A 20,367-nucleotide genomic window follows, 5' to 3' on the forward strand; every position below is an offset into this window, starting at 1 on the left:
CGCTGATCCGCCATCAAACTTCGTCTCAGATGGCGCGTCTTTGTGACAGGTGCGTGTCAACTTGTGCAAAAAGCCAAAAATTTCTGAGATTTGCTATATCTTCACAACAGCGCAGGCTTCGGTCTTTATGGGGCAACCACATTTTGCGAGATGGATCATGACGACAGCTTATCGCCCCGCCCATGAATTGATGGATGAAATCGCCAAGGGCAGTCTTTCTCCAAGCGCGCTGATGGAAGAAAGCTTGGCGCGCATCGCGGCGATCAATCCCAAGATCAATGCCATCGTGGCGCTCCGTGATGAAGCTGCCTTGATGGACGAGGCCCGCGCCATGGACGCGGCCCCTCTAAAAGGGCCACTGCATGGCCTGCCTTTTGCTGTGAAAGATTTGGTTGCCACCAAAGGGATCACAAGCAGCTGGGGATCACCAATTTTCAAAGATTTCGTGCCAAGCAAAGACGACCTTCTTGCAGCGCGCCTTAGGGCCGCTGGTGCGATTTTAATCGGCAAGACGAATGTGCCTGAGTTCGGTTTAGGATCGCACAGCTTTAATCCCATCTACGGCATAACCAAAAACCCTTATGATTTAGAAAAATCGGCAGGCGGGTCATCGGGCGGCGCAGGTGCGGCTTTGGCGGCGGGTTTGGTCAGTCTTGCCGATGGATCAGACATGATGGGCAGCCTGCGCAATCCGGCCGCGTGGAATAATCTCTATAGCCTGAGGCCCACGCATGGTCTGGTGCCCGCCGAACCCCAAGGCGAAATGGTCATGCATCCCTTGTCTACCGATGGGCCAATGGCACGCAACCCACAAGATTTGGCACTTTTGTTAAATGTCCTTGCAGGGCCTGATCCGCGCGTGCCGTATCATTGGCCCAAATGTGACTTTCAAAACCTGCCGCATTTCTTTGGGGCCAAAATTGCATGGCTTGGCGATTGGGGTGGGGCCTTAGCTTTGGAGCCCAGCCTGATCACCCATCTAGAGGCCTCTTTGGCAATTCTGTCCGAAGCAGGTGCCACAGTTGCGCCAGACAAACCACCTTTCCCATTCGAGAAGATTTGGGCCTCATGGTGCAGGCTTCGGCATTTTGCAATCTTGGGAAAATTGGGGGGCTATGCGTCCAATCCTCTACAACGCGACCTGCTAAAACCCGAAGCGATTAGGGAGATTGAGGGCGGTCAATCTCTAACCCCTGCCGATATTCTCGCCGCAAGTGCGGATCGATCTGACTGGCTACGGGCCGCTGCGCGCAGCTTTGAAACCGTTGATTTCCTAGCCCTCCCCGCAACGCAGACATGGCCCTTTGCGGCAGAGCTACGCTATCCCGAGGCGATCAATGGCCGCACAATGGATACCTATCACCACTGGATGGCGGTCGTCACACCCGCAAGCCTTGGCGGCTTACCCGCCCTAACCCTGCCAGCTGGTTTTGGTGAAACAGGCCTTCCCGCGGGCATTCAAATCATCGGGCCAAAAGGATCAGACGCGCAGCTTCTGGCGCTTGCCAATGCCTATCACAGCGTCAATCCGTGGAAGGACAATCGCCCCACCCTGTAACCGCCGCCACTCAATCAAGATCCGCGTCAAGCGATGAAGGCAATATCTAACGCCGCCTTGCGCCCCGTCCAAATGGGGCTTTTGACTGGGGGCAGCGAAGATATGGGCCATACCACTTTCAGGCCGCCGTAAACCGAAGTTATAAATTCAAAGTTTGGATCAAAACATAACCATAGTCCAATAGCCCGCGGCAGGCCTAAGCCGCAAATCTACACGAGTCGACTCAAGCTTTCGGTCTTTCGGCCAGATGGAGGCCATCTCGTGAATACACTTCTGATTGAACAAAATAATATCCGCACTGCGCCGCTTTATGAGTCTGGACTGGTGCATATGCGTGACAGCTATCGCACGGCATTTGGCGCAGAGATATCCTTTCGACCGCCGCGCTTGGTTTTAACCATGGCCGATGCCGACCAAATCACCTGTGCAGCGGGCATTCGCACCCATGACGAAGGGTTCTTTTCACAGCATTATCTGGATCAACCCATTCATGAACGCCTGAGCCTGCAAACGGGATGCAATGTTCAACCGCACGATGTCCTAGAGGTCGGGGGGCTTGCCTGTCGGTCACCTTTTGCCATTTATCCAACCTTGCGCACAGTGTTCCAATGGGGTCAGTCACAGCAGATTGGCTGGGGTATATTCACGGCCACCCGCCAGATTAGGCGACTTTTGTCGCGCGCTAAAATCACCCCGATCTTGCTCAGCAAAGCCGAAGCTACCTGCGTGCCGCATGCGTCCCAATGGGGCTGCTATTATGAGCAAGACCCTTGGATCTGCGCGTTCCGTGATCCTGCCCAAGTCGCGGGTCACGACCTGACCACGGCGAGGGCTGTGTAATGGTCGCGTCAGTCTTTGCAGCCATCGCCACCACGGCCAGACAAAGGCCTGAGGCCATCGCACTTGGCCAAGGGGCGCGGACAATTACCTATGGCGCTTTGCAGGGTTTCCTTGCCGCCTGCCGCCCCCATTTGCAGGGGCCACAACAGGTGATTGGCATTGCCACATCTGATCCACTAGAGGCTGCATTGGCAGATCTGGCGCTAACCGCGTGCGGTCATATCAGCGTGCATCTGCCCCCGTTTTTTTCCACCACGCAAAAAGCGCATATCATCCAAGCCGCAGGCCTGACCGCGGTTATTGGACAAGACCAGCCTGACCTTCCCCAGATTACCCTACCCGCGCCACCTGCCGCGCATGATGATCTGGAAGATTTTCAGCCAATCGCGGGTGCGAAGCGGATCATTTTCACCTCAGGCTCTTCAGGGACGCCTAAAGGTGTGGTTATTGGCGAAACACAAATGCAAACCGTGATCACAGGGCTACGCGATGCGATCGCGCCTGATGCACGGGATGTGCATCTTTCACTTTTGCCAATGGCGCAGCTTTTGGAGCAAATCGCGGGTCTTTATGTGCCGCTCTTATGTGGCGCGCGCATTGAATTTTGCGCAGCGGCGCTCGCAGCCCTGTCGGGCGGCGATCCACAGCCCGTGATCACGGCGATGATAAACAGCAAACCCAGCACAACCATTCTTGTGCCTGCTCTGCTATCGGTCATCGTGGCACATCTGAAATCCAAAGGCATCAAAGCGCCCGACAGCTTTCGCTTTGTCGCAGTCGGGGGCGCGCATACGTCCCCCTCATTGCTCGAACAGGCTGCCGATCTCGGACTTCCCGTCTACGAAGGTTACGGCCTGTCAGAATGCGGCTCGGTCGTGGCGATGAACCGCGTGGGTGCTTCGCGTCAAGGCACAGTTGGAAAAATCCTATCAGGCGTGAACGCTTGGATTGATAACGGTGAAATCGTTGTGTCTGGCCCAAGCGTTATGGAGGGCTATCTTGGCGCCCCTGCCCCTGAATCCCCATGGCGCACAGGCGATTTGGGGCACATTGAAGATGGGTATCTTGTCATCGAGGGCCGCAAGGACTGGCTGATCGTTACCCCGGCGGGCCGCAATATAAACCCCGAATGGGTCGAAGCCTGCCTTGGTGCGGATCCGCGCATTGTTGCAGCAGGTTTATGGCAGACCCCACAAGGCGAGTTGGAAATTCTTGCCGCTTTGCGCGGGAACATCACCCCAGAGCATATCGCAACCCATCTCGCGGCATTGCCAAGTTACGCCCGCCCAACTTCGGTGATCATGGTTCCTGCCAATCTGCCAAATCTATTGAAAGCAGGCGGCGGCATTGCTCGCAATATGCTGTCCGAATTGTCGAAAACCGCCCCGAAATTTCCCCTCACCTACCCAGCAAAGGAATATGCTTAATGTCGTCCCATCCACCCTTAGCTGTCATCACAGGCGCAGGTTCTGGCATTGGCCGCGCCCTTGCCCTCGAAGCGGGGCGAGCAGGCTACGATTTGGTTTTGGTTGGTCGCCGTCTTTCTGCACTTGAGGAAACAGCGGCACAGATCACGGGCGTTTCCATAGTTGTGGTCGATGCAGACATCACCCGTTGCGAAGATCGCCTTCGTATCTGTGATGCAATCGGGGATGGGTTGGATCTGCTGATCAACAATGCAGGTTGTCTCAGCGTAGGACGGATCACCGATCAACAAGATCACGACATTGCGCGCGTGATGGAGACGAACCTAATCGCACCGATTTTGCTCACGCGCGATCTGATCCCTGCCTTGGCGCGCCGTAAAGGGCATATCGCCAATATCGGCTCAATGTTTGGGATGATCGCTTTTCCTTATTTCACAAGCTATTCCGCAAGCAAATTTGCCTTGCGCGGCCTGTCCGATGCACTTCGCCGCGAATTAGAGGAATATTCCATCACCGTCAGCTATATCGCGCCGCGCGCCACACGGACACCAGCGCAATCGCAATTTGACCATCTCATCGCACCCTTTGAGATGAAATTAGATAGTCCCGAACAAGTCGCGCGCAAAGCATGGCACGGCATCACCAAACGGCGCAGCACTGTTTACCCAGGCATGGCTGAACGGATTTTTGCAGGGCTCAATGCGCTCATTCCCGCGGTGGTGGATAACGCCCTTATCAAGCAGTCCAAACGGATCCCCACGCATCCCTTGCCCTATGTGCCGTCAGAAAACGAAAAGGTCTGATCCATGAGCTATAATATCATCCGCCCCACTGCCGAGGCGCAAACCCTCACCGACCCAGCTGTTCTGACACAGCTGCGCGAAGATCTCACCCGTGACGGGTGGGTCATTCTCCGCGGGTTTGACGCTGATATTTCCAAATTCAGTGCCCTCACGACCGCCTTGTGCAAGAAGATCACGTTTGACCCCGCCCGCGAGTATGGCGACAAAAACACGCAAAAGGTTGATGCAGGCACGGGGCCTATCGGTCTGCATACGGAAAACGGCAACACACCTGTTTGCCCAGATATTGTTGCCTTCTACAGCCCAATCGCCGCCTTTGAAGGCTCGCAAACAACTATTTGTGACGGGCGCGCCGTGTTTGAAGGCATGACCGAGGATCAAAAAGCCCGTTGGCAACAACCGATGGTGGTTGAACGCTATTTGCCTGAGGCTCTTTGGAAACGCTATCTTGCTAACGAGCATCCCGCGATTTCCAGCCCTGACGAAGTGACCGACCGTCATATTGAGGAATTCCGCGCCTTTATTCCAAACCAAGATTTTGACCTCTTGGAAGATGGCGGGATGAATTACCGCCTGACCGTATCGCCAGTGCGCCCCTCAAACCTGTCTGGGGGTCAGGGTTTTGCCAATGCGGTGCTTGGCCCATCTCACAACTATGCCCCCCCGCGCTATTACTTCGCAGCAGATGATGTGGTTAGCGCAGAAGAAATTGGCCAATTGGCTGAATTGGCTGAGACGCATACCCACGAGATCAACTGGCAAGATGGCGATATCGCCGTCTTGGACAACACCCGCGTGATGCATGGGCGGCGTGAGATTGTGGATACAAACCGCCAACTCTTTATCGGAATGGGCAGCGTATGACGCGCGCAGAGCCTCACCTTTAGCCTTAGGAGACTTCCCAACATGAAATATCTTAAACAAGCGACAATGATCTTTCTTTTGGCTACAGGCGCAGCTTCGGCTGACCCGATCGAGGGGCTGTGGCGCACCGCGCCCGATGATCATGGCGATGTTGGCTATATCCGAATTAGCGCCTGCGATGCGGCCTATTGCGGAACGTTGGAGCGCGCCGAAAACAGCGCAGGCCAAGCCATTACGCCCGACACGATTGGCACCATGATTGTCTGGGATCTAACCCCTGCGGCCAATGGCGCCTATGAGGGACGCATCTACGCGCCTGATCGTGATAAAGAATATATGTCGCGGCTTGAATTGGCCACGAACCAGATCACTGTTAACGGCTGCGTCTTAGGCGGCCTGATCTGCCGCAATGGTGGCGAATGGGCACGGGTCGAATAACGGCACGAAAGCGCCAGCCAACACCCAAATGCACAGAAGCGGCATACTGAGCATCCAATAGCGGTGTAAATGGGGAAGACATGTATATTGGCCATCTGGCCAATATACTGATATTTCGTGATAATTTGCGTGCGAGTGGTGCCGCTGAAGGGACTCGAACCCCCGACCCCATCATTACGAATGACGTGCTCTACCAGCTGAGCTACAGCGGCCACGGGCGCGCTCTTAGCAAGGTTGTGCGCGCTTGTGTAGACCTAATGTGATCCGTGTTTAATTTACGCCACGGGCGGCCTGCACCGCGTCTGCGCCCTTACTGGCGTCCTCCTCATCATCAATCCGGAATTCAGGGCCCAAAGTTAACGTATCCTCGCCCGATACGGGCTCGACCATAGGCTCAGATGGGGCTGTCTGCTGCGGGGTCGCAACTGTTTCAGGCGTTTCCACCGCAGCGGGGCTTGGGGCATCTAAGGCACCCACGATCAAAGGCAGCATTTGTTCAGGCCCTTGCAACGCGGCCTCACTTTGCGGTGGCACCGCCCAATGCAATGTATCGAACCCATCACAATGGGTGCAGGTTGGGCGCCATTCGGCGTGAACATGGCCACAGGCCTCGCACAACCATTGCGGCCCACGCGATGCTGTAACTGCTTTTGCAAGCCAAGCCCGCACCAGACGATCTTCACCGCCTTCGCCGCGCTCAATTGCGGCCATAACAGTCAGGCTGCGCGCATCTGGCTCATCCTGTGCCAAACTGCCAAGGGCCTTGCGGGCCTCGCCAAATTCCTTCGCGGCGATTTGCAATTCCGCCTCCAAAAGGCGTGCCTCGCGGTGGCCTTGATGCTGCTTTAACAAAGGACGGAAGCGTTTTATCCGCGCCTCTGGCGTTTCTTCGGGAACGATTTCGGCAAAAGCCGCGGCTAGATCAGGGTGCGGCGCAAGACCCCATGCTTTTTGGATCACCGATGCGGCCTGCTTTGCCTTACCCTCGGCAATCGACATGCGCGCCGCCATCACTGCGGCGGGCACAAGGCTGGGAGATTGGCGATTGGCGGATTTTGCCAGCTCTGTCGCACGGGCAATTTGGCCATCTGCCAAAGCCTCACGCGCATCGGCAAGGGCCAAGACAGCATCACGGCGCTTATGCACATCGCGCGGCAAAGTGCCTGACCGCAGTTTTGCATTCAATGTGGCCCGTGCCCCTGCCCAATCTTCATATTGCGCCTGAAGACGCAGCAAGGTGTCCTGCATATCCGCATTTTTGGGCCGCAGGGCGAGGGCCTTTTCGGCGAGTTTCAAAGCGGTGTCGGTGTCACCTGCGGCCAATTTCTGCTGCAACAAGCCCCGAACACCAACAAAACGGGTGCGCTCATCTTGAACCAAGGCTTTGAATGCTTCGGTCGCGCGGGCCTTGTCGCCCGCCATTTCCGCCCCTTGGGCAATCAATAAATTCGTCACCTCTGGCCGCGCCAGCAGCTTGGCTGCGCGCTCTGCTTTACGGATGGCCAAATGCCCTTCACCCGCGGCAAGGGCGAGGATCGAGTCCGACAATGCCTCAAACCCGCGTTTTTCGCTGCGGCGATTGAAATAACGGGTCAATGCAGTTTCATCGCCATTGAGGAAACGGATACCCGCCACGACCAGCCCTGTGAGGCGCATCAAAACCCACACCAGAACCAAAGCGGCCAGCGCCAACAACACCGAGACAAAAGGTGTCAGAACAAATTCGCGCCCTGCCACCGTGATTAGCGCCACATCACCGATCTCGAGCAAATAGGTGGCCCCAATCGCCAAAAGGGCGGTGGCGGCTACGAAAATCAGCGCCTTGAGCATGGACCACAACATCACATCGCCCCCCTTAACCCGCTCGACCGATTGCGGCGCGATAGGTTTCGAAGGCCTCAGTCACAGAGAGACGCGCCTCAACCTGAGCGACCCAATCCGAAAACACGGCTTGGGCAGGGGCAGGCAGGGCCGAAAGTTCGGCCAAAGCCAAAGACAAATCGCCTTGATCAACGGCCCCTTGGGCACGGGACAAGATTGCATCTGGGTCATCCCCGTCACGCGGGCTGAGCGACCGACCGCCAATTTGGCCTTGCAGGAACGCCCCCACGCGCGCGCTTAGTGTATCGCCTGCCGTTTCGCGTAAGGCAATTGGCAGCGCATCGCGCGCCAAGGGCGCAAATTCCGTGCGAAGCTGCGACAGGCGCACCAGTCCCGTCTCGGCCACAGTGTGCAACAGGGCGGGGGCGGAGATGCCTGATCCTGCCTCCGCATCAGATAGCGCCGCTGCAAACGGCGCACCGCTTTCCATCGCCAATGTCAGGCGCACAATCGCGCTGCTGGCCTGCAGGCGCGCCACTTCATTGGTGATCGTCTCACGCAATGCGGCGAGTTCGGTTTCAGCATCTTGTGAAACGGCCTCAAGCGCGCCCCGTTGGCTGTCTACTAGGGCCTGCAATGTGGCAATCTGCTGATCCAACGCGACACCATTTGCCCCCAAAAGTGAAACATCTACACCTTCGGGGCGGGCTTCAAGCGTGGCAATGCGCGATTGCAGATCGGAGAGCGCGTTGGCTTGCGCCGCAAGATCGGCGTCAAGCGCATCAAGCTTGGTGGTGATTGGGGCCAAATCAACCTGCGGCACCGAGACTGCATCAAGATCCGCGCGAAGATCGGCCAAACCCGCCTCAAGCGGTGCAAGATCGACTGTGGCAGCCCCTTGGTCTGCGAGGCCTGCGCGTAGTTCATCCTGTGTTGCCTCAATGGCAGAGAGACGCGCAGCAATATCATTGGAGGGCTCCGCGCTTGGCAGAAGACTGGCCGCAGCGAAGCCAAGCCCGGCAGCAAGACCACCCCCTAAAACCATCGGCCAGACCGAATTGCGTGGCTTTGGCGAAGTCGGAGCAGCAGGCGCTGTTTCGGATTGGCTTGGCACAGCATCCGTTGCGGGCTTAGTTGCCGCTTTGGGTGCAGGTTTTGCAGTGGTTTTTGCCGTGGTCTTTACAGCCGCTTTGGGTGTCGCCTTCGCTGAGGTCGATTTGCGCGCCTGTGATGGTGTTCGTTTTGAACGCGACCCTGTCGAAGCCTGCGAAGATGTTGATTTTTTTTCCGCCATACAGACCTCTTACCCGTCAGAATCATGCTGTCCAGTTACATTGACAGCGTTTTTCGGCAGCTTAGAGCAGCCATCCCATGCGCTCAAGCCTTGCAGGCCACCCGATCGCGCCTTTAGCGAAGATATCTCGCTAGCGCATCAATCATCGCGCCTGCATTAGGGGATTGCGCCACAGATACCCGCGCCTGAAACGCAGCAGGGATGGCATCAGCGGTTGCTGCACTGATCGCAACAAGCCGCAAATCCGCGCCCATGTTTTCTGGCAAAGCTTCAAAAAACAAGGCTGCAGAGCGGGGTGAAAACAGTGGGACAACAATCAATCTATCGCTTTGAAAAAGTGAGGTAAATTCAACATCCGGGGCCAGTGCAACCTGCGCGTATATCCCCAAGTGATCAGCCGTCTGGCCTGCGGCTTGCAAGGTCGCGCACAGATCGCCCGCTTGGTGGTGCCCATGCAGATGGATCACCCGCGCCGAGCGCGGCAGATCGGCCAAGATCAACGCTGAAAGATCGGTGACATTACCCTCCGCAGATCGTGCCACGAAACCCAAAGCCTGCGCCGCTTGCGCGGTTTTTTGCCCAACACAATAGGCTGTGACCCCCAAAGCCGCGTCAGGTTCCTTTGACAATTCAGAAAAGGCAGAAACCCCGTTTTCCGAGGTAAACACGACCGCATCATAGCGCGAAATATCCACATCCACGGGGATCACAGACATCGTCATCAGCGGATGGATCGAAAGCGCGGGCCGCTGACCCAAAGCCGCCGTCATCTCATCAGCAAACCGCTGCGATTGCGCAGCAGAACGGGTCAGAAGGATCAAAGGGCAAGCATTGTCAGCCATAGCCTGCAATGATACCTGCCTTGCGAGGCGCTTACAATTGGCTTCCATCGCAGATATCTTTGGTCTGCAATGGGCGAAGGATCCACGGGGCATGACCGCAGGGCAAAGACTAACCATCTTGGGGCTGGAATCGAGCTGCGATGATACGGCCGCTGCGGTGCTGCGCCGCGAGGCTTCGGGGGATCTTGTTCTTCTGTCTTCTGTTGTGGCAGGTCAAACGTCCCTGCACGCCGAATTCGGTGGCGTGGTTCCCGAACTGGCCGCGCGCGCCCATGCTGAAAAATTGGATCACATGGTCGAAGAGGCCTTGGCGCAGGCCGATATCCCCTTAGCCGACATAGACGCCATCGCGGTCACTGCGGGCCCTGGTCTCATTGGCGGCGTTTTGTCAGGCGTCATGGCCGCCAAAGGATTGGCTTATGGTCTCGGCAAGCCCCTGATTGGGGTCAATCATTTGGCAGGCCACGCCCTGACCCCACGCCTTACAGATGGGATGCGTTACCCCTATCTGATGCTCTTGGTGTCAGGGGGGCATTGCCAGTTTTTACATGTCAAAGGCCCTGACGATTTCACGCGCCTCGGGGGCACAATTGACGATGCCCCAGGCGAAGCCTTCGATAAGGTTGCACGGATCATGGGATTGCCCCAACCTGGCGGGCCATCAGTGGAAAAGGCGGCACAATCTGGGGATGCCCGCCGATTTTCACTCCCCCGTCCGCTCTTGGATCGCGAGGGCTGCGATATGTCATTCTCAGGCCTAAAAACGGCTGTGCTGCGCCAACGTGATCAATTGGTTGCCGCCCAAGATGGGCTTTTTGAACAAGACCGCGCGGATATTTGTGCCAGTTTCCAAGCTGCAATGCGTGATGTTTTGGCCGAGAAATCACGCCGCGCTTTGGCCTTGGCGGATGGGATCACGGGCTTCGCTGTGGCAGGTGGGGTGGCCGCAAATCAAACCCTGCGCAAGGCGCTTGAGGCTGTCTCGGATGAGGCCAATACGCCATTTGTCGCGCCACCATTGGCCCTATGCACAGATAATGCTGCTATGATCGCTATGGCAGGGCTAGAACGCTATCTCGAAGGGGCGCGGGATGACATGACGTTATCCGCACGCCCACGCTGGCCCTTGGATCAAAGCGCCCATGCCATGCTTGGCTCAGGAAAAAAGGGGGCGAAGGCATGATTGATATTGCAGGCGCAGGCGCCTTTGGCACAAGCCTTGCCATAGCATTGGCCCGTGCGGGTCGGCCCGTGCGCCTTTGGGCCCGCGAGGGTGCCGAAAACATGCGCCAATCCCGCGAAAATGCAAAACGTCTGCCCGATATCCGCTTGCCTGACCAAGTAGAAGTTACGGATGATTTGGACGCGCTGAGAAGCGATATTTTGCTACTGGCCATTCCCACGCAAAAGCTTGGGTCATTTTTAGATGGCTATAGGCCGCGCGCGGGTCATCTTGTTTCCTGCGCGAAGGGGATTGATTTGATCACGGGTCTTGGCCCTGCATCCCTGCTGAGCGCACGATTTCCAGACAAAGTTGCGGCACAGCTCACAGGTCCCAGTTTCGCGGTCGATATCGCGCGCGGCCTACCAACTGCCCTGACCTTGGCGTGTCAGGATGCGACCGCCGTGACTACGCTGCAAAAGGCGCTATCCACGCCCAATCTGCGCCTTTATGGAAGCACAGATGTTATCGGGGCAGAGATGGGGGGCGCCCTTAAAAATGTAATCGCCATTGGGGCAGGTGCAGTCATGGGGCGGGGCTTGGGCGAGAGCGCGCGCGCCGCCTTTATGGCCCGCGGGTTTGCCGAAATGCGTAGGATCGCACGCGGGTTTGGCGCGATAGATGAAACGCTTTCAGGACTGTCGGGACTTGGCGACTTGATCCTGACCTGCACTTCGGAAAAATCGCGCAATATGCGCTTTGGCATGTCCCTAACCCAAGGCACAGCTTGGTCGGAGGACAGCACAGTAGAGGGGGTTGCGACCGCGCGGGGCTTGGCCGCGCGGGCTGAAATTGACACACCCCTTGTCGATGCTGTGGCGAGGCTCAGCGCAGGTGAAGTAGAGTTTGACGAAATAACAGAGGCGCTTTTGGCGCGCCCTTTGACCATGGAGTAAAGAAAATGCGTTACGCGTTGATGTGCACAGACAAGGCCGAAGCCCTACAAACCCGCCTTGATAACCGCGAGGCCCATTTGGCCTATATCGCCGAGACAGGCGTGGTTGAAATGGCAGGCCCACTTTTGGATGAGGCGGGCAAGATGATCGGATCGCTCGTCATCATCGAGGTCGAAACCCGCGCAGATGCCGAAGCTTGGGCCACAAATGATCCTTACGCAAAAGCAGGGCTTTTCGCGAAAACCCGCATCGAAGCATGGAAAAAGGTCATCGGCTGATGGCGTATTGGCTGTTCAAATCCGAACCCGACACGTGGAGTTGGGCGCAGCAATCTGCCCGCGGGGATCAGGGAGAGGAATGGAACGGCGTGCGCAATTATCAGGCACGTAACTTCATGCGGCAAATGGAAATCGGGGATCAGGGGTTTTTCTATCATTCCCAGACCGAAAAGGCCGTGGTGGGCCTTGTCGAAGTCATCGCCACAAGCCACCCCGACAGCACCACGGACGACCCGCGTTGGGACTGCGTGGACATAAAAGCCCTCTGTCCCATGCCCCGCCCTGTGAGTTTGGAAATGGTTAAAGCCGAGCCTCTTCTTGCCGAAATGGCCTTGCTGCGCCAATCGCGCCTCTCAGTGCAACCCGTGACACCAGAGGCTTGGGATATCATCTGTAAAATGGGTGGGCTGGAATAAAGAAGGAGGGCCCCGATCAGATCGGAACCCTCCGCCACCCACGCGCTCTTCTCGCTCCGCACGTGTTCGAATGAGGGCCCGCCATACTGATCAGGCAGGGTGTGGATAACATAACCCCCTGCGAGCAATCAAAGAAAAAGCACGTCGAATTTTATCGATCACATAAGAAGGCCCCCAAAACCGCCGTGGCAGTTGGGGGCCTGTTTGACTGATAAAGCGGTCAGGGTCAGCGATAGACGCTTTCTTTGCCGAAATGCTTGACCAGCATGTAATAGATCACAGCGCGGTATTTGTTCCGCTCTGAGCGACCATAGATTTCGATGACGCTATTGATCGCATCCATCAACTGAGGGCCATCGGCCAGACCCAGTTTCTTGATCAGAAAATTATTCTTCACCGTTTCCAATTCGGACGGTTGGCTGCCTGCCACTGTTGAGGCATCCGCATTGTAAATGGACGGCCCTAGACCAATCGTCACCTTGGTCAGAAGATCCATATCCGCATCCATGCCGCATTTGTTTTTCAAATCGCCCGCATAAGTGGCGATTAAATCATCACGTTTGCCCATCACAAACTCCCCCTAAAGACACATTGGCCCGAGGGTAATCCCATCGGGCTAAGGGTAGACTGGCAAGTCACGGATAAAAAATAAACCTAAAAATAAAAGATCGGGCGTTTTTGCCCGATCTTTCAATCTTTTCAGCCATATCGCGCAGGGTCGCGCGTCAGTAGCGGTAATGCTCTGGCTTGAATGGGCCTTCAGGCTGAACACCGATATAATCCGCTTGGGATTTATCCAGCTTGGTCAGCTTCACGCCAATCCGATCCAAATGCAGACGGGCCACTTTCTCGTCCAAATGCTTGGGCAGAATGTAAACCTCGTTCTTATAATTCCCGCCATTCTTCCACAGTTCAATCTGCGCAAGCACCTGATTGGTGAAAGAGGCAGACATCACGAAAGAGGGGTGGCCTGTGGCATTGCCAAGGTTCAACAAGCGGCCTTCAGACAAAAGAATGATGCGGCTGCCCGAGGGCATTTCGATCATATCCACCTGCTCTTTGATATTCGTCCATTTGTGGTTTTTCAAAGCCGCAACTTGGATCTCATTGTCGAAATGGCCGATATTGCCCACGATGGCCATATCCTTCATTTCGCGCATATGTTCGATGCGGATGACGTCCTTATTGCCCGTGGTGGTGATGAAGATATCCGCGCTTGCGACCACATCTTCCAACAGCACCACTTCAAAGCCATCCATGGCCGCTTGCAGCGCGCAGATCGGGTCAACCTCCGTGACTTTGACACGCGCGCCCGCGCCGCGCAAACTCGCGGCGGAACCTTTGCCCACATCGCCATAACCACAGACGACAGCAACCTTCCCTGCCATCATCGTGTCAGTCGCGCGGCGGATACCGTCAACGAGCGATTCCTTACAGCCGTATTTATTGTCGAATTTCGACTTGGTGACGCTGTCATTGACGTTGATCGCAGGGAAGGGCAACTGACCCTCACGCACCAATTGATAGAGGCGGTTCACGCCTGTGGTGGTTTCCTCAGACACGCCCTTGATCTGGTCGCGCACTTTAGTGAACCAGCCCGGGCTTTGCGCCATGCGCTTTTTGATCTGCGCTTTGATCACTTCTTCTTCTTCGGATTGCGGGACGGGGATGATGTCCTCACCCGCTTCAGCGCGCGCGCCCAAAAGAACGTAAAGGGTCGCATCACCGCCATCGTCCAAGATCATGTTGGGGCCATCCTCAAAGAGGAAGGATTTATCAAGATAATCCCAATGCTCTTCTAAGGTTTGGCCTTTGATCGCGAAAACCGGAATGCCGGCCTTGGCAATCGCGGCGGCCGCGTGATCTTGGGTCGAGAAGATATTGCAGCTGGCCCAACGCACATCGGCACCCAAAGCCGCCAATGTTTCAATCAGAACGGCGGTCTGAATGGTCATATGCAAAGAACCGACAATGCGCGCGCCTTTGAGGGGCTTTTCGGCGCCATATTCCGCACGCAATGCCATCAGGCCTGGCATTTCTGTTTCAGCAATGTCCAATTCTTTGCGGCCATAATCGGCAAGGGCGATATCTTTGACGATGTAATCGTTCACGAATGCAGCCTCCTTGAGGGCGGATAATCATGTCTCTAATTTGGCGTGGCCATAGCAGCCTTGCGGCCCCACGGCAATGGCACTGCGTCCATTTGCGTGGGATGCGTTGCATCTGAAGCGAAGGGCTATATGGTTTCGCAAAACGTGAAGGACAAAAGAACCTATGCCGCGCTCAACACCCATCCGTGCTTGGCAACGAATGCTATCGGGTCGAAGGCTAGACCTGCTTGACCCCACACCCGTTGATATCGAGATCGAGGACATCGCGCATGGCCTCGCATTCGTAGCGCGTTGGAACGGGCAAACGCGCGGCGATTATCCGTATTCCGTGGCTGAGCATTCGCTGTTGGTTGAACAGATTTACGACCTGCAACATCCCAACGGCCCCGTGAAATGGAATCTGGCTGCGCTTTTGCACGATGCACCCGAATATGTGATTGGCGATATGATCAGCCCCGTTAAATCCGCCGTGGGGCCTGGATATGCGGAGTTGGATGCACGCTTAACCGCTGCAATTCATCTGCGGTTTGGCCTGCCTGCAGAATTGCCCAAAACGGTCAAAACACGGATCAAACAAGCGGATCGTATCAGTGCGTGGATCGAAGCCGTGCAAATCGCGGGCTTTTCAGAAACCGAAGCAGATCAATTTTTTGGCAGGCCCGAAGCCAAGCTTCTGTCGCAAATCACCCTTGCGCTGCGCCCGCCCGCAGAGGTGCGCGCAGATTTCACCGCACGGCACAACGCGCTCATCGCGCGGATTTAAGACTTACTTCGGACTGCGCTTCGCCAAAATCCGTTGCAACGTGCGGCGATGCATATTCAAGCGCCGTGCCGTCTCGGACACATTGCGATCACAGAGCTCATAAACGCGTTGAATATGTTCCCAACGCACGCGGTCAGCACTCATCGGGTTTTCGGGCGGTGGGGGGAGATCATCATCACTGGCCAAAAGCGCGGCGGTGATGTCATTTGCATCCGCTGGTTTCGACAGATAATCAGTCGCGCCAATCTTTACCGCAGCGACCGCAGTTGCAATTGCGCCATAACCCGTCAAAACGACAATTCGCGCATCGGGCCGTTTGGCGCGGAGTGTTTCCACAACATCCAAGCCATTGCCATCTTCAAGCCGCAAATCGACAACCGCATAAGCAGGCGGGCGGGCCATCGCGATGGCTTTCCCTGCTGTCACAGTTTCGGCGGCTTCGACCTCAAAGCCACGCTTTTCCATGGCGCGCTGCAATCGGCGCAGAAACGGCTCGTCATCATCCACCAAGAGAAGTGACTTATCAGGCCCGATATCCCGTAAACTGCGCTCTTGCGACATTGGCGTTCCTCCCATGGAGCCAGTCTGCCCAAGGCTCTGGCGGCCAAAATTGGTCTGTATAGCTTAATTAGGGAGAAAATCTGCGCGGGTCAAATGCACGATGTCCGTGACCCACGCAAAGTGATTTTCAAGCAAAGGTTTAGCTGCTTGCATCTAGGAAACACTGCACCGCATCTGCCATCTCTGCAGGGGCGGTATCGCGGCGGAAAAATTCGACAAAACCTGCATCAGGCAACACCAAATAGGTAAAAGTCGAATGATCCACCAAATAATATGGATCGCTCCCATCATCATGGCTGTTGTAATAGGTGCGATAAGCACGGCTTGCAGCGGCGACTTGCGCGTCACTCCCCGTCAGGCCGATCATATCAGGGTGGATGTTTTCGGTAAATTCGCGCAGCCTTTCGGGCGTGTCGCGCTTGGGATCAATTGAAATGAAAACAGGCAAGACGGCTTCACCGCGTGCGGCAAGAATATCCACGACTTCTGCATTGCGCACCGTGTCCAGCGGGCAAACATCAGGACAAAACGTGTAGCCAAAATAAAGCAAGGTTGGCTCAGTGATCAGCGCCTCACTTGTGACCAACGCGCCGTCCTCGGTGATCAATTCAAACGGGCCGCCAATGGTATCAGACCCGCCCGCAATAACGGTTGAGCGGCATTGCGCATAGGCATCCTCGTTTTGAACAAGCCCCGCGCCGCCAAGCGCGCTTGGTTGTTGAAACAATGTCAAAGGCGAGCGCCCTTGCAAGATCAATGCCGTTGTCCCGCCCAAAACCAGGACGAGAATTGCAAAGGCACCAATTGCAAAATACCGTGTCATGAAGCAGCCTTTCACCGCGTTAGTCCCATGTGGGGCAATCTATGGCGAGACCCGCAGAAATTCATCCCCACCCGACTGTGACAGAAAGCCCCAATGACCAAAGACCCCGCCCAAAGATTATTTGCCGATGATGCGCGCAGCGATTGGGTGCGATTAGAGACGCTGTTGCTGTTGCGCTGGTTGGCGATCATTGGCCAGACGATCACTGTCGCCATTGCCGCCTATTTCATTGGCCTGCGGGTGGAATTGGGCCTGTGCTTTTTGGCCATTGGCGCGAGTGTCATCTCCAATCTTGTCGCGATGGCTATTTTCCCACGCAGCCAGAGATTGTCTGATCGCGATGCGATGCTTACCCTTCTTTTTGACCTCACACAGCTGGGGTTTTTGCTGTTTCTGACAGGGGGGTTAAACAATCCTTTCGCCTTGTTGATCTTGGCACCTGTAACCATTTCGGCCACCGCGCTGACGCTAGGTTCAACTGTCATGCTTGGCGGGATTGCCATTGGTCTGATTACAGTTTTGGCCTTTTACCATGTGCCACTGCGCAGTTTGGACGGATCAGTTCTACAAATCCCCCCGCTTTTCTTGCTTGGGTTTTGGACTGCGATTGTCATCGGAATCGTCTTTCTATCCTCCTATGCGCGGCGCGTGACCAAAGAAACGCATTCGATGAATCAGGCGCTCTTGGCCACGCAAATGGCCCTCGCGCGGGAACAAAAGCTCACCGATCTTGGGGGCGTGGTCGCTGCAGCGGCCCATGAACTGGGCACACCCTTAGCCACGATAAAACTTGTCTCGAGCGAACTGGCCGATGAACTGGCCGAGGCGCTATCAAGCCGACCAGATTTGTTTGAGGATGCAAAATTGATCCGTGACCAAGCGGATCGGTGCCGTGATATCCTTCATTCCATGGGGCGTGCGGGCAAGGATGATTTGCAAATGCGTTCCGCCCCCTTTGGCGAGGTGCTCCGCGAAGCTGCGGAACCCCATGCTGATCGCGGTATTGACCTGCTCTATGATCTCGCGCCCGCCCTACCCGATGTCGGCGATGAGGACAGTGCCCCGCCTGTGATCTATCGCAAGCCTGAAATCATCCACGGCCTGCGCAATCTTGTCCAAAACGCCGTAGACTTTGCCAATGCGACAGTCTGGATTGAGGCAACTTGGGATTTGGCCGAAATCCGTCTTTGCGTCATTGACGATGGTGCGGGCTTTCCCCCTGAGGTGTTAAGCAGGCTGGGCGATCCATTTTTACGCCGCCGCACCAGACAATCCAACAGCCCGCAACGTGTCGGGTATGAAGGCATGGGACTTGGCCTATTTATCGCCAAAACCCTATTAGAGCGTTCGGGCGCGCGGGTTAGCTTTCGCAATTCCAGCGACCCATTCCTGACAGCAGCCGAAAAAGGCGCCAAGCGCGGCGCGGTGGTTGAGGTTGTTTGGCCAAAGTCGCGGATTTGTTTGTCCGAAGAAGAACGAAACACGCCCCTAGGACAAAACAAACCTTTTTCTCCGTGAGAAACCCTCAAAATTTACGATAATTAACAGAATATTAAGATTTAATCCCCAGTGTTATCCCCAAGGGGTGCTTATGCCCTTCACGCAGCGCGCGTTCATTCTGAACAGTAAGCGCGCCAATATTAATTGGACGATGCACATCTCTGGGGGGTAAGGGTATGGCCGCAATCGGCGCAAACCCGCTATTCATTGTCGGTGGTGTCAGCTTCTTGGCGGCTTTGGTGGCCAGCCTGATGGTTCAGTTTGTCATTTTGCAACAAGGCCGCAAACTGGGGGGGCGGATGGATCGCATCCCGCAAGACGCGATGCGGAAATATGTGTTTCGCGAAAATTACCTGATTTCAGATGTAGAAGCCACTGATTGGTATTTGGCCGATCCCGAGGATCGCGCAGGCGCTTGGCGCAATCTTGCCCTAGGCTTAGAACATCTGCACCCAGATATCCGCCGCAAGATGGATCGCTTGTCACGCCATGGCGAGGGGTTCCTGCTGATCGGTCGGTTGGGGCAAGATGAAATCTCGCTCAGTGGCGGGTTTGAAGATGGGCAGATCACCATAACTGTCTCGCCGCTCACCCATAGCGGTCAGCGCAGCATTGTTGACCATGACAGCCTTGAACGCCTGCAAGAAGAAACAAAAACATTGCGCCACGCCATGGAAGCAAACCCCTACCCGATTTGGCGCCATGACGCGGACGGGAAAATTATTTGGGCCAATGCCGCCTATTTTGACCTTGTCGAGCGTTTGCGCGGTGAAACGGGGGTGGTGTTATGGCCAATTCCCGATGTGTTCTGCGACAGTCTGGCCGAGGCCGGCGCACAAGAGGACAAAGCCCGCGTTGGGTTGATGCCAGACCATCCTCCCAGCGGGGGCACAGGGCCTGATGGCAAATTGTGGTATGAGGTGCGCCAACATCGCACCGCGCCCGTAGGTGGAACCGCAGAATTGGAACCGCCAACAGACGGGTCACTCTATATCGCCACGCCGTGCAATCGTCTTGTCGCCGCAGAACGCTCTTTGCGGAACTTCGTTCAGACCCTGTCGAAAACCTTTGCCCATCTGCCTGTTGGTTTGGCCATATTCGACCGAAAGCGCGAGTTAATCTTGTTCAACGCTGCCTTGGTCGAGCTTTCCACGCTTGACCCCCGTTGGCTTAGCGGGCGACCCAGCCTCTTTGAATTTCTCGATCAATTGCGTGACAACCGCCGCATGCCAGAACCACGGGATTACCGCGCGTGGCGCTCAAGCCTGATCGCGTTGGAAAAAGGCGCAGAAAACGGCAATTACGAAGAAATCTGGAACCTACCTGATGGTCAAAGCTTTCGCGTCTTGGGCCGTCCCCACCCTGATGGGGCGGTTGCGCTGATCTTTGAGAATATAAGCTCGGAAATGTCGCTTACACGAAAATTTCGCGCAGATATGGAGATCTACCAATCCGCCTTGGATCATGACGAACAGGCAATTGCGATTTTCAATGGCGATGGTGAACTTGAGGTTTCCAACGCCGCCTATGCGATGCTGTGGGAAGATGACCCGCGTGAGCGGTTGACGCGCGATGATTTTGCGCAAGCCCTCCAAATCTGGGAGGGGCGCTGTCTGCCGCATCTTGTCTGGGAGGAGTTGCGCCAAACCATGACACAGGCGCAAGGCGAAGTGCGCTCTAGCATGAGTGATGTGGTCTGGATGTCGGATGGCAGACGGCTCAATATCTATCTCACGCCCCTGAAATCAGGGCGCACGATGATAAAATTCCGCACGAGTATGCAAAAATCGGGGCAACGCCCCCCACCCCCACAGGCGGTTGAGCCCAGTGGCGAGACACGAGCAACCTCACCAATCACAATGCTGATGAATTACGCCACATCACACAACGGGTAAATATCGAAGGCCGAT

General features: G+C 55.9%; 20 protein-coding genes and 1 tRNA gene. 13 read left to right on the plus strand and 8 right to left on the minus strand.

Annotation, left to right across the window (positions count from 1 at the left end):
- Positions 1 to 157: 157 nt before the first annotated feature.
- From AAC620_RS07000 to AAC620_RS07025, 6 genes are all read left to right on the plus strand, one after another.
- Positions 158 to 1,558 carry an amidase gene (locus tag AAC620_RS07000; protein WP_340243798.1) on the plus strand — a complete coding sequence of 467 codons (1,401 nt, stop codon included), beginning with the start codon at positions 158 to 160 and terminating at the stop codon, positions 1,556 to 1,558.
- A 261-nt stretch (positions 1,559 to 1,819) separates the two neighbouring features.
- Positions 1,820 to 2,398 (plus strand): thermostable hemolysin, encoded by a 579-nt coding sequence (locus AAC620_RS07005; RefSeq protein ID WP_340243799.1) that lies wholly within the window; start codon positions 1,820 to 1,822, stop codon positions 2,396 to 2,398.
- The gene (locus tag AAC620_RS07010) at positions 2,398 to 3,825 is read left to right on the plus strand and encodes an AMP-binding protein (protein ID WP_340243801.1); all 1,428 of its coding nucleotides are present in this window, start codon (positions 2,398 to 2,400) and stop codon (positions 3,823 to 3,825) included. The genes AAC620_RS07005 and AAC620_RS07010 overlap by 1 nt, the downstream gene beginning before the upstream one ends.
- The gene (locus AAC620_RS07015; protein WP_340243802.1) at positions 3,825 to 4,628 is read left to right on the plus strand and encodes an SDR family NAD(P)-dependent oxidoreductase; all 804 of its coding nucleotides are present in this window, start codon (positions 3,825 to 3,827) and stop codon (positions 4,626 to 4,628) included. Before AAC620_RS07010 ends, AAC620_RS07015 begins: the two co-directional genes overlap by 1 nt.
- A 3-nt stretch (positions 4,629 to 4,631) precedes the next feature.
- Positions 4,632 to 5,492: a TauD/TfdA family dioxygenase gene (locus AAC620_RS07020; protein WP_340243803.1), complete on the plus strand. Its 861-nt coding sequence runs from the start codon at positions 4,632 to 4,634 to the stop codon at positions 5,490 to 5,492.
- Between the two features lie 42 nt (positions 5,493 to 5,534).
- Positions 5,535 to 5,930 (plus strand): DUF2147 domain-containing protein, encoded by a 396-nt coding sequence (locus tag AAC620_RS07025; RefSeq protein WP_340243805.1) that lies wholly within the window; start codon positions 5,535 to 5,537, stop codon positions 5,928 to 5,930.
- Positions 5,931 to 6,066: 136 nt separating this feature from the next.
- On the opposite strand, the gene AAC620_RS07030 is transcribed toward AAC620_RS07025, so the two are convergent.
- The 4 genes from AAC620_RS07030 to AAC620_RS07045 all read right to left on the minus strand — a co-directional run bounded on the left by AAC620_RS07030 (position 6,067) and on the right by AAC620_RS07045 (position 9,887).
- A tRNA-Thr gene (locus AAC620_RS07030) sits at positions 6,067 to 6,142 on the minus strand.
- Positions 6,143 to 6,200: 58 nt separating this feature from the next.
- Positions 6,201 to 7,772, minus strand: coding sequence for a heme biosynthesis protein HemY (locus AAC620_RS07035; RefSeq protein ID WP_340243807.1), 1,572 nt, complete (start codon positions 7,770 to 7,772; stop codon positions 6,201 to 6,203).
- A gap of 13 nt (positions 7,773 to 7,785) precedes the next feature.
- Positions 7,786 to 9,045: a COG4223 family protein gene (locus AAC620_RS07040; protein WP_340243808.1), complete on the minus strand. Its 1,260-nt coding sequence runs from the start codon at positions 9,043 to 9,045 to the stop codon at positions 7,786 to 7,788.
- A gap of 113 nt (positions 9,046 to 9,158) precedes the next feature.
- Positions 9,159 to 9,887, minus strand: coding sequence for a uroporphyrinogen-III synthase (locus AAC620_RS07045; protein WP_340243809.1), 729 nt, complete (start codon positions 9,885 to 9,887; stop codon positions 9,159 to 9,161).
- A 91-nt stretch (positions 9,888 to 9,978) separates the two neighbouring features.
- Between AAC620_RS07045 and tsaD the strand changes: the two genes are divergently transcribed.
- The 4 genes from tsaD to AAC620_RS07065 are packed head-to-tail and all read left to right on the plus strand — an operon-like array spanning position 9,979 to position 12,699.
- Positions 9,979 to 11,070 carry a tRNA (adenosine(37)-N6)-threonylcarbamoyltransferase complex transferase subunit TsaD gene (gene tsaD / locus AAC620_RS07050; RefSeq protein ID WP_340244279.1) on the plus strand — a complete coding sequence of 364 codons (1,092 nt, stop codon included), beginning with the start codon at positions 9,979 to 9,981 and terminating at the stop codon, positions 11,068 to 11,070.
- Entirely contained in the window at positions 11,067 to 12,005 is a 939-nt protein-coding gene (locus AAC620_RS07055; RefSeq protein WP_340243811.1) for an NAD(P)H-dependent glycerol-3-phosphate dehydrogenase, read from the plus strand. The genes tsaD and AAC620_RS07055 overlap by 4 nt, the downstream gene beginning before the upstream one ends.
- 5 nt (positions 12,006 to 12,010) lie before the next feature.
- On the plus strand, positions 12,011 to 12,283 hold the full coding sequence (locus AAC620_RS07060; RefSeq protein ID WP_317657184.1) for a YciI family protein: 273 nt from the start codon (positions 12,011 to 12,013) through the stop codon (positions 12,281 to 12,283).
- Positions 12,283 to 12,699, plus strand: a complete 417-nt coding sequence (locus tag AAC620_RS07065) for an EVE domain-containing protein (protein WP_340243814.1) — start codon at positions 12,283 to 12,285, stop codon at positions 12,697 to 12,699. The genes AAC620_RS07060 and AAC620_RS07065 overlap by 1 nt, the downstream gene beginning before the upstream one ends.
- Positions 12,700 to 12,925: 226 nt before the next feature.
- Here the strand turns inward: AAC620_RS07065 and AAC620_RS07070 are convergent, their stop codons facing one another.
- A complete protein-coding gene (locus AAC620_RS07070; RefSeq protein WP_340243816.1) occupies positions 12,926 to 13,267 on the minus strand; it encodes a DUF2853 family protein in 342 nt (113 codons plus the stop codon).
- A gap of 157 nt (positions 13,268 to 13,424) precedes the next feature.
- Positions 13,425 to 14,810, minus strand: a complete 1,386-nt coding sequence (gene ahcY / locus AAC620_RS07075) for an adenosylhomocysteinase (protein WP_340243818.1) — start codon at positions 14,808 to 14,810, stop codon at positions 13,425 to 13,427.
- A 163-nt stretch (positions 14,811 to 14,973) separates the two neighbouring features.
- On the opposite strand from ahcY, the gene AAC620_RS07080 reads away from it, so the two are divergent.
- Positions 14,974 to 15,573 carry an HD family hydrolase gene (locus tag AAC620_RS07080; RefSeq protein WP_340243820.1) on the plus strand — a complete coding sequence of 200 codons (600 nt, stop codon included), beginning with the start codon at positions 14,974 to 14,976 and terminating at the stop codon, positions 15,571 to 15,573.
- 3 nt (positions 15,574 to 15,576) lie between these two features.
- Here AAC620_RS07080 and AAC620_RS07085 read toward each other — a convergent pair whose 3' ends face one another.
- Together AAC620_RS07085 and AAC620_RS07090 are read right to left on the minus strand one after the other, a co-directional pair.
- A complete protein-coding gene (locus AAC620_RS07085; RefSeq protein ID WP_340243822.1) occupies positions 15,577 to 16,134 on the minus strand; it encodes an ActR/PrrA/RegA family redox response regulator transcription factor in 558 nt (185 codons plus the stop codon).
- Between the two features lie 139 nt (positions 16,135 to 16,273).
- The gene (locus AAC620_RS07090) at positions 16,274 to 16,957 is read right to left on the minus strand and encodes an SCO family protein (RefSeq protein ID WP_340243824.1); all 684 of its coding nucleotides are present in this window, start codon (positions 16,955 to 16,957) and stop codon (positions 16,274 to 16,276) included.
- Positions 16,958 to 17,050: 93 nt separating this feature from the next.
- Between AAC620_RS07090 and regB the strand changes: the two genes are divergently transcribed.
- Together regB and AAC620_RS07100 are read left to right on the plus strand one after the other, a co-directional pair.
- Positions 17,051 to 18,475, plus strand: a complete 1,425-nt coding sequence (gene regB / locus AAC620_RS07095) for a sensor histidine kinase RegB (RefSeq protein WP_340243825.1) — start codon at positions 17,051 to 17,053, stop codon at positions 18,473 to 18,475.
- Between the two features lie 158 nt (positions 18,476 to 18,633).
- Positions 18,634 to 20,352, plus strand: coding sequence for a PAS domain-containing protein (locus AAC620_RS07100; RefSeq protein ID WP_340243827.1), 1,719 nt, complete (start codon positions 18,634 to 18,636; stop codon positions 20,350 to 20,352).
- The last annotated feature ends 15 nt before the right edge of the window (positions 20,353 to 20,367 follow it).

The sequence above is a fragment of the Roseobacter sp. HKCCA2468 genome, from assembly GCF_037805105.1.
Classification (GTDB): Bacteria; Pseudomonadota; Alphaproteobacteria; order Rhodobacterales; family Rhodobacteraceae; genus M30B80.

Coding starts and splice junctions, on each gene's coding strand:
- AAC620_RS07000 (WP_340243798.1), top strand. CDS start 158: ATGACGACAGCTTATCGCCCCGCCCATGAATTGATGGATGAAATCGCC.
- AAC620_RS07010 (WP_340243801.1), top strand. CDS start 2,398: ATGGTCGCGTCAGTCTTTGCAGCCATCGCCACCACGGCCAGACAAAGG.
- AAC620_RS07015 (WP_340243802.1), top strand. CDS start 3,825: ATGTCGTCCCATCCACCCTTAGCTGTCATCACAGGCGCAGGTTCTGGC.
- AAC620_RS07020 (WP_340243803.1), top strand. CDS start 4,632: ATGAGCTATAATATCATCCGCCCCACTGCCGAGGCGCAAACCCTCACC.
- AAC620_RS07025 (WP_340243805.1), top strand. CDS start 5,535: ATGAAATATCTTAAACAAGCGACAATGATCTTTCTTTTGGCTACAGGC.
- AAC620_RS07035 (WP_340243807.1), bottom strand. CDS start 7,772: ATGTTGTGGTCCATGCTCAAGGCGCTGATTTTCGTAGCCGCCACCGCC.
- AAC620_RS07040 (WP_340243808.1), bottom strand. CDS start 9,045: ATGGCGGAAAAAAAATCAACATCTTCGCAGGCTTCGACAGGGTCGCGT.
- AAC620_RS07045 (WP_340243809.1), bottom strand. CDS start 9,887: ATGGCTGACAATGCTTGCCCTTTGATCCTTCTGACCCGTTCTGCTGCG.
- tsaD (WP_340244279.1), top strand. CDS start 9,979: ATGACCGCAGGGCAAAGACTAACCATCTTGGGGCTGGAATCGAGCTGC.
- AAC620_RS07055 (WP_340243811.1), top strand. CDS start 11,067: ATGATTGATATTGCAGGCGCAGGCGCCTTTGGCACAAGCCTTGCCATA.
- AAC620_RS07060 (WP_317657184.1), top strand. CDS start 12,011: ATGCGTTACGCGTTGATGTGCACAGACAAGGCCGAAGCCCTACAAACC.
- AAC620_RS07065 (WP_340243814.1), top strand. CDS start 12,283: ATGGCGTATTGGCTGTTCAAATCCGAACCCGACACGTGGAGTTGGGCG.
- AAC620_RS07070 (WP_340243816.1), bottom strand. CDS start 13,267: ATGGGCAAACGTGATGATTTAATCGCCACTTATGCGGGCGATTTGAAA.
- AAC620_RS07080 (WP_340243820.1), top strand. CDS start 14,974: ATGCCGCGCTCAACACCCATCCGTGCTTGGCAACGAATGCTATCGGGT.
- AAC620_RS07085 (WP_340243822.1), bottom strand. CDS start 16,134: ATGTCGCAAGAGCGCAGTTTACGGGATATCGGGCCTGATAAGTCACTT.
- AAC620_RS07090 (WP_340243824.1), bottom strand. CDS start 16,957: ATGACACGGTATTTTGCAATTGGTGCCTTTGCAATTCTCGTCCTGGTT.
- regB (WP_340243825.1), top strand. CDS start 17,051: ATGACCAAAGACCCCGCCCAAAGATTATTTGCCGATGATGCGCGCAGC.
- AAC620_RS07100 (WP_340243827.1), top strand. CDS start 18,634: ATGGCCGCAATCGGCGCAAACCCGCTATTCATTGTCGGTGGTGTCAGC.